General features: G+C 37.6%; 6 protein-coding genes. 3 read left to right on the forward strand and 3 right to left on the reverse strand.

Annotated elements, in window-relative coordinates; translation table 11 throughout:
* Positions 1 to 343 precede the first annotated feature (343 nt).
* Entirely contained in the window at positions 344 to 673 is a 330-nt protein-coding gene (locus tag ACFQ88_RS39355; RefSeq protein WP_379463380.1) for a hypothetical protein, read from the forward strand.
* 13 nt (positions 674 to 686) lie between these two features.
* Here the strand turns inward: ACFQ88_RS39355 and ACFQ88_RS39360 are convergent, their stop codons facing one another.
* A complete protein-coding gene (locus ACFQ88_RS39360) occupies positions 687 to 3185 on the reverse strand; it encodes a type IV secretory system conjugative DNA transfer family protein (RefSeq protein ID WP_379463382.1) in 2499 nt (832 codons plus the stop codon).
* Between the two features lie 682 nt (positions 3186 to 3867).
* Between ACFQ88_RS39360 and ACFQ88_RS39365 the strand changes: the two genes are divergently transcribed.
* Entirely contained in the window at positions 3868 to 4551 is a 684-nt protein-coding gene (locus tag ACFQ88_RS39365) for a hypothetical protein (protein WP_379463384.1), read from the forward strand.
* A 635-nt stretch (positions 4552 to 5186) separates the two neighbouring features.
* On the opposite strand, the gene ACFQ88_RS39370 is transcribed toward ACFQ88_RS39365, so the two are convergent.
* Together ACFQ88_RS39370 and ACFQ88_RS39375 are read right to left on the reverse strand one after the other, a co-directional pair.
* Positions 5187 to 6518 carry an FtsZ/tubulin family protein gene (locus ACFQ88_RS39370; RefSeq protein ID WP_379463386.1) on the reverse strand — a complete coding sequence of 444 codons (1332 nt, stop codon included), beginning with the start codon at positions 6516 to 6518 and terminating at the stop codon, positions 5187 to 5189.
* Between the two features lie 6 nt (positions 6519 to 6524).
* Complete coding sequence (locus tag ACFQ88_RS39375) at positions 6525 to 6836, reverse strand: hypothetical protein (RefSeq protein ID WP_379463388.1); 312 nt, start codon at positions 6834 to 6836, stop codon at positions 6525 to 6527.
* Between the two features lie 582 nt (positions 6837 to 7418).
* Between ACFQ88_RS39375 and ACFQ88_RS39380 the strand changes: the two genes are divergently transcribed.
* Entirely contained in the window at positions 7419 to 8417 is a 999-nt protein-coding gene (locus ACFQ88_RS39380) for a replication-relaxation family protein (protein WP_379463390.1), read from the forward strand.
* Positions 8418 to 8543 lie beyond the last annotated feature (126 nt).

The raw sequence follows: 8543 nt of genomic DNA on the forward strand, positions 1-8543 counted from the left end.
TTAATATATTACTATACTAATAAAAAGAAAAGAGGTTTATTTAACTCGTTCGAGAAACTTCTTTGTTTTATCGACCAATTGATCCTTTTGATTAACTGAATAACATCAATTCCATAACGACCATTGTTGAAAAAATATCGTCTCAGAATTCATCAAAAATATTGAGCAATCTTGGTCATATATGAACCTTTCATTACTTGCTCTAATTAAGCAACAGTTTCTTTTGAATCATCATTAATAATAGGATTTGGTTTCAATTGTATGTTTATTGTTTAGCTATTTTATGTAATAATATATATATAGATTAATTAGATTATTGGATAGAAAGGCGCGGTGTTTTTTAATGTCTAACACTGACTCGACAAATAGCTATGATTTGGAATCAAAACTATACTCTTATCTGAAAGATATGAGCTCCAATCTCCCAAATGGTTCAAAGCTGGTTATGCAAGCTCTCTCAGAGAAAGATTACAACAAAGAGGATTTATCTCTCAATGCCCGAGTTCGGCGAGGAGAATTGAATTTTGCCTTAAATTGGATTGAGGCACTTGGTTTTGTTGCTTTCACTACTAGTGGTAGGCAAAAACTATATAAATTGACTCCACTTGGGAAAATAGTTTACTCTGAGTTTCATGATATTTTTCATAGTTTAAAAGAAGAATCTAGGGATTAGATAAAGCGGAGTTTTACTCCGCCCCACTATTCCCTTTTGTATTATTTCGTTTCTCTTCTGAGGCAATTTTAATTCGTTGAGCTAATCTAAGCGTTGTGTCATCAATATTAGCGGGCATAAAAGTTACAATTGATTTCTGGACCTCATCTGTTTCTGTTTGCTTAGCTTTGTCGGTTGTCTCCTCAAAACTATCCCAAAGAGGGTTTCTAATTGTTTCTGCAGCTTGATCATAAAACGGGAATACACTTGGGTCAGTACCGATACCTTCATTGCTTTTCATATTACTCTCAGCTAATTGACGAGTAGAACTCTCTTTATTTCGCATAACACTTGCTTTCTTCTGGATTCTCTCTAATTGTATCTCTTTTTCACTTTTTAGCCCGTCATGCTGGCTAGCTAAATAATCTTTAAGACTTCCATTACTCGCTTCTCTAGTCTCTCCTCTCACTTCGTTAGCTTGATTCTTTTCATTTTCCACAACTTCTTCACATAAAGCCTCAATGCGATCACTGGATTCTAGTGGAGAGAATAATTTACGCGGAAGTGGGAATACTAGACCTATTACTGGTTTCAATCTCACATTATTGTGAACTCCTCGGAATAAGCACTCCCCAGGTTCTCCAGTCTCACCGTTATATCCCTTCAGCCTTAAAATTTCAGAAGGCATAACCTCATACCGTTTTTCCTCCTTTATTTGTGTTTTAAAACCGTTTGCAGACATTTCATCTGTTCCACTACTTTGTCCAATTTTATAATCTTCTCCTATCAAGTCCGCATAAAAAGTTGCATCATCAGGATCTAATCCAGCTAGTATGAATTTCTGGACTGCATTTTGCTTAATCATCGAACCAAGACGTTCGCTTACATCAGTTAGCTGAGCATTTCCTTGATGAATTACTCTCATGTACACTTCAAACTCACGAGCCATTTCAAAGAATGTACTAAATTCTTCATCCACAAAATTTTGAACTTCATCAATCGTTACACAATGCGGACGTACATTCTCTAATAGGTTTCTTCGAAATGTACTTGCCTTTAACAAATTAATATATAATCTGCCTACAGTATAGGTTAAGGTTTGCAATTTTCCATAAGCCCCATTAACAAGGACTATCCCTCCATTTTTTATTACATCATCAATGTTAAACGTAGACGGGCCACAAAATATCCGTTGAATATATTTATTGGAGGTAAGTTCGCTCAAGTAGTCATATAAATTCGAGTATGTTTTCATCGTATGCTCTTGCATTTTTCCTGCAATATTTCGTGTGTACTCCAATAATAACGATACTTGTGGCAGCTGATCACTCAGTTGTGATAGTATTTCAGCACGAAAATCATCATTTATGGGCTGTATTAACCTATTCAAATCATTATATGTACAATCGTTTCCTTTAGCCAACTTTAGCGCCTTGATTCCCACTCTAAACAGTTGTGTTGACCGGCTTTTAAAATACTGCTCTGCATCCGGACCAAGATAACCATGAAACGCACTCACATTTGCCTCTATCATTGGTTCAATATCTTCACCGACTGGGACGTAAAACGGATTCATACAATCGCTAAATTCATTCTCAGGATCAAGTCGATAATACGTCCGTCCAGTTCGATCCATGAAGTTAGCTAGACGATTAATAAACGACCCTTTAGGTTCTATAATGGTGGAACCAATGTAATCATTTAATAAATCTTGAACAACCATATTGGTAGCTAGAAGCGTTTTTCCTGATCCAGTCCCCCCAATATATTGTTCATGTTGAGCTCGATCGTCCCTGGATAATGTCATTAATTGACTTTGCCTTTCCCTAGTTGGTAAAGTCATAAACAATTGCAATTTACACTCTTCAGAGTAATATCTTAAATGAGATAAGCAGCCTTTCTTACCCAAATCAATTTCATCAACCTCCAATAGTTCTTCTTTGCTTATTCCTTTCTTGACTGCAATTCTATTTATCACACTCGATGTTCCATCAAGAGCTTGCTGCATCTCGAATTGCTCAACAGATGTTTTTAGCTTATTAAATACAGTTGATTTAATGTTGATATGCAATGTGTAATATAGCGTTACGGCTACTCCTGTTATAAAAAGAACTACAGTAATTACCATTCCTAAAGCAAAAGGTACAAAACTTAGAATGATCTGTCCCAAAGCCAGTAGGCTTAAACCATTAAGGAAAGTTTGAATCACTGGTTTAGCGTAACTGTTTTTGAACAGTGCCGGGCATGAGTAGATTATGTGGCCAAGAAAACAAGTTATTAATAATGGAATTACACGATAAAATATTGGCCCAGATACTCCATAATATAAGTCCTGATACTTACCTATTAGCCAAAAAAAGCACAATAATAGAAAAACAAGTAACATCATCGCTTGTAAATTCCACATGATGTTCTTATTTGCGGGATCCATACTAAATCGACGAATTGCTATGAATGCATTTTTAAAAATAAACGCAATCATATGACCCATCGCCGACAATATCCCACCTAAAACCATTCCAACATACTTCAAATGACACCCCTCCATATTAATATATTAATAATATAATATATTATAATATGAGATTGCCATTGTCACCGAAAAATTCCAACCTCTTGTTTATTCATTCCAGTTTCACTGCACTCATCACCTCCAATAAACACCAAAATGATTCACAAACAATGAATCATATGTGATATGTGAATCATAAGTGATTTCTCCAACACCCCTATCATCACCATCTGGCTCCGCTCTATATCATCAGTGATTAACGATCTGTATCTTGTTATTCATTTGTGATTCATTCATTATTCACATTATGTTGCATATGTATCATTAGTGATTCCTAAGTGATTAATAATATATAGATTAGGGAAGTGGTGTGTTTTGTCTATGATTAACAATTTATGACCGATGAGCCACAAATGATATCACGATTCAATTCCGCTTCTCGAGTGTTTTTCTTTGTTATTCATCGGTGTCGTAGGCATTGTTCATCACATGTGACTTATGAATCCCATCCTTATTACCTTTGGTTAATCATTTGTGATTTAGGAGCACTATATGAATAGAGTTTGAGTGAATCATTTGTGGTGGTAAAGATGGACGAACATCACTTGTTTGTGTATCATTAATACTATAATGATTGAGGATGGCTTATCACATGTGATATACAAACCACTTATGATTCATATTAGAGGGGAGGGAGAAGAGCATGCAGATTGAGAAAGCGTGGAAAATTACTGAGTTTGCAAAACTTATAGACAAGCATTATAATACGGTGGACCAGTGGTTCAAGCAATTAGAAGATAAAAGAGTTCACTATGTGAACAGGGTGGCAGGGGAAAAGGTATACGATGAATTAGACTTGAATATCGGTCGTTACATCAAAGAAGCTCGTGATAAAAATTATAATTTACAGATTATTTTTGAGCAGTTAAAAGATGTTTATGATCTGCGGCCGTTTCCTGACGATTGGAGTACTGGCGATTCTCTCGTAGATATGGAAGTAATGCGACGTTCCATGGAGCAAAAGTTTGAGAAGATGCTCGAGGACGCGAAATCAGAACTACTAGGTATGGCAGCTGCTGCAGCAGCATCTACTATGGAACAAAATTTTCATAAGTATTTGCCGCCTCCAAAATCACACGAAGAGCTGACATTTGAACGATCAAGTGAGATGCTAACAAAAATAAAGATAGAAAATAAGTTGGAAGAGAGGGCAATTGCTGCATGGAACGCTCTGCCAGAATCTGAACGGATGAAAAAAGTAGGACTGTTTCGGAAAGAACAGAACTGGGAAAAGCGAGACGATTTCATTCGAAAGTACAAAAGAGAGAACTTCGAACAGATAGTGAAAGAAGAATACGAGATCAAGGAAGAAGGACATTCCAGTTGAATGTCCTTTTTTTAGCCAGAAAATCTCCTTATGTATCACATCTTCACAAGAAATGAATCACATACATACACATACATAGTTTATCGCGCGGCGCTAAATACAGAGGAAGTAGTAAAGCTTTAATACTAAGAAACATTATACCCTCAGTTTACGACGCGTTATTTGCAAAATACCGCAGCGTAACGCAACCTTAGATTTCAGCTAGTCTGATGTTCTTCTTAGGATTGATCCTATGGGGTAGGGGAGAGTGGACGGACTTTACTTCCTAAAGTGATAGAAACGTATAGAAATGTGCTGACATGTCTGCTGAAAACGCTAGTGATGCCCATGTTGTACATACTAGGTGAGATGGGTTTCACATAATATGAATCACAAGTGGTATAAAAACACCACAAAGCACTGCTAGGGTAGGGGGGAGGGGAATAAAACTGCTGTCTAAATTCACGTCGCGTAACGTTGCGGTAATTTATATATGACGGAATAAAACCTTGATAATACTGACTTTTTTTACGCCGCGTTATTTTTAATTAACGATGCGTAACGCGTCCAGTAGCTGAACTTATAGTCTAAAGGGGAGGGCCTTCTTCAAAGTGACAAAAAAAAATCCCCTATCCGAATAGATAGGGGAAAGGGAACTACAACAGAAAATCATCATCATCTTTATCGTTTTTATTCTTATTGTTTGATCCAAATAGATCAAATTCATCATTTACAGGTTCTTTAGTAACTGCTACTTCATTTTTTTCAATTGCCTTAAATGAAGATAGATCTAGAGAAAGCTTGCTGCCGCGGCTATTCCTCTTATCCTCTAATTCTTTCTCTTCTTGGTCTATCTCTTCAAGCATTTTTACTATTCGTGCAGGCAGCTGCGAGCAGACAGCACCAGTGTAAACAATAGCTTTTGGTCTTTCATCAGCGTTATGTTTATTTCGACTTGTTATTAGACCCCATTGATTATTATCAATTAGTCCGGAATGTGGTTTTTCAGCTGCTGCGATGAACCGGCCAAACCGCTCCTCTAGGATCCTGAAGTCAGAATCACTTATAATGGAGTCCTTTGCTTTAGGATGTACAGCAGCAATAAATCCATTTACAGAGTCAAGTTCATAGTCGTAATCACTTGCTGTGGGAGAATCTCTGAAGCTTTTTTCAATGAGCTGAGTGAGTCTATTACCTTCCAGTGATTCATCATCGTAAATATATACTTTTCCTGACGAATAGTACCCTGGTGTGCTGTAAACATCAAGTAATTCGTCTGCATCAAACGTTTTCCCAGAGGGCATCGTTGTTAAGAATGCTGTTTCAGTTAATAGTGCAGATAGTGTGCTATTTCCATAATCCGTCCAGTCTAAACGAGTTTCCGTATCGCTGAAAATCCCTTCAGTCATGGTGAATAGTTTCTCATTATCTATGATAGTAACGGATCCACAAGCTCTTTTCCGTATAAGATCATCGATATGTGAGAGCCCCCAACGTGCGTTTTTCTTAATTCCACGTTTCTCCCATGTTCCCGGAACCGAAATAATTGCCCCAAATGAAGGCTTTCCATTGAACGGTTTACGTACACGTGACAAATTAGAAAGGAGCATTGGTGCTGCAGCATTTCCTGTTCCACCGCCCATGCCGGCGATAACAAATACAAAATCAGCTTCAACTACATCAGGATGTTGCAAGATGCCGAGAACCTTCTCTCTGTTATCGCGGATCGCTGCTTGACCCCGCTCAATGTCTTTTACAGCGCCATTATAGCCATCTAGTTTAACGATATTGGTCACGACCTTCAAGTCGGCCAAATCAACATCTGAAGTATTAATGGCATGTACATTATGGTTTAAACGAGCAAATTCATCACCTTGTCGACCACCATACTGTCCGCAAGCAATAAAGCAAAACTTTAGAATTTTCCGATTTCCATCATTTCTTTTCATAAATCCTTCTAGGGTAATAAAACCAAGATTGTATTCCATATAGAATTACGCCTCCAATTTGTTGTGTTCTCGTATGTACTTAGCCATTTGCTTGCCGCGAATTTTATCAGGCAGGTATATTTTTTGTCTCTTGTCTGCAGTCGATAACTCCACCTGAACAAACCCGTTTGTTTCGAAGAGGAGAAGAGCCTTCTCTACTAAATACCGATCTCCAATAGTATTTACTAGATTTGTCCAGGTAACACCGACATTCTTATTGTTCCATATTTCAGCAAAAACATTGATCATTTCAGCTGGGATTCTTTTGACGATAAAGGCTAAAAGTTCATCGGTATATAGAACTTGATTCTCATCCACGGATGTCACCCCTTTCGAATGGACTTATAATTTAACGTTGCGTTACGCAACTTTATATCCAAAATTTAACGACGCGTTATTTTTATCTTCCCCGACAATATGTGGCTTGTATCGACAAAACCCCATTGAAATTAGGTTTTTATGTCAATATCAAGATGCGTTACGCTTCGTTATATCTATTATTGAATAGTTAATAGTTTCCTGTCAAGCTAGCTTCAACTTTCGTGATCCACCTAAATGATATAGGAATAAATTATTCTTTCATGGTTCGATTAAAGCCATCCGTATGAAAGACATCTATGATCTACTCAATCAAGTAAATCCTTTGTGTTTACGTCGATCTTTATGTTGTTACTTATGAGTCTTTTTGTCTCGAGCTTTATCATGACTTATAAGTTTATTACATCTTTCGTTTAGCATTACTTTTAATTCACCTTTACGTTGACGTTGTTCCTTTGCTACAATTCTCCTGGAATTGTTTATGTAGCTGAGGATACGACCGCGGCAAAAATGCGACTAATGCGGAAACGCATCCGATTTACTATCAACCCAGCCATTCATGGATAGAAAGGAGAGTTACTTTTGAAGGATTTTGATCCCTTTGAAAAGCATGGAAATGAATCATTTGAGAGAAATAAAAGAAAGAAGAAGTCATCATCTGATTTATCATTAGGTGAAATCATTGACCTCCTGACGGAGCGAGAATGGAACCTACTGACAGACTTATATTTCTGCAGATGTATGCCTCAGTCCATTGTAGTGGAAATGTATTTTTTAGATACGCCTGACTACCATTACCTTGAGTATGCAACCGCATCCCCTGAGAGACAGAAATTGCTAGAAGGGAAAAATCACCAGAGAGCTGTCGTTAAAGCCAGGCGTACATCTAAGAGATTAAAAGATCGGGGACTAATTGAATCATCGACATTTATACCCGATTCCTCAGATAAGCCGTCACATAGACGTGGAAGGATTAGAGGGGAGACCTGGTATTACTTAAGTAGCAGAGGATTACGCGTGGTCGAAATGAAGCGAGGAATTCTTGAAGAGAATCGCCTTTCGAAGCACGAACTGGATATGGAGAGGGCGAAAAAAGATCATTATTGGGAGTTAGGAAAGGTATATCTTGACCTCAGGTATAAGTGGATGATGCAATTCCCTGAACTCAATCAATATCATGATTGGGATTGGTACCCATCCATGTCAGTCTATAGTGATAATGAAATCAACTCGGTTCGGCCTGACGCAATCCTAAGAATTGGATCACAAGTGTTCTACATTGAGCTCGATCGTTCAACTGAGCCCATCCAGCGGTCCCCATTTTACACAGAACAGGTGTCGATTGAAAGAAAGTTTGAGAGATATCGAGATGTCATTAATTTATCAACCAACAAAGTAATTCGTAACGGAATCATCGCTTTTATCGTTCCCAATGCTGTCTATAAAACAAGATTAGCTAATATTTCGGCAGCTGCGGAGCGCGTGTTTGGAAAGAGCCGTCGAGTTTTCACCGGCCGTAATATAGGAGATATGATCTCAATGTACTCGGATCTTGCTCTCACTGATGAGAGAACAGAGTAGCTCTACTCCAGAAGGTTAACATGTGTTTCTTAATCGAGGAATCAAGAATAGAGGGATGTAAGCTTCAGAGGAGGAAAGAGGGAAAATAAAAATGCTGCGATTTTTATTGTTTATATATTAATATAT

The organism is Paenibacillus sp. NPDC056579 (assembly GCF_042793215.1).
Classification (GTDB): Bacteria; Bacillota; Bacilli; order Paenibacillales; family NBRC-103111; genus Paenibacillus_S.

Coding starts and splice junctions, on each gene's coding strand:
- ACFQ88_RS39365 (WP_379463384.1), top strand. CDS start 3,868: ATGCAGATTGAGAAAGCGTGGAAAATTACTGAGTTTGCAAAACTTATA.
- ACFQ88_RS39370 (WP_379463386.1), bottom strand. CDS start 6,518: ATGGAATACAATCTTGGTTTTATTACCCTAGAAGGATTTATGAAAAGA.
- ACFQ88_RS39355 (WP_379463380.1), top strand. CDS start 344: ATGTCTAACACTGACTCGACAAATAGCTATGATTTGGAATCAAAACTA.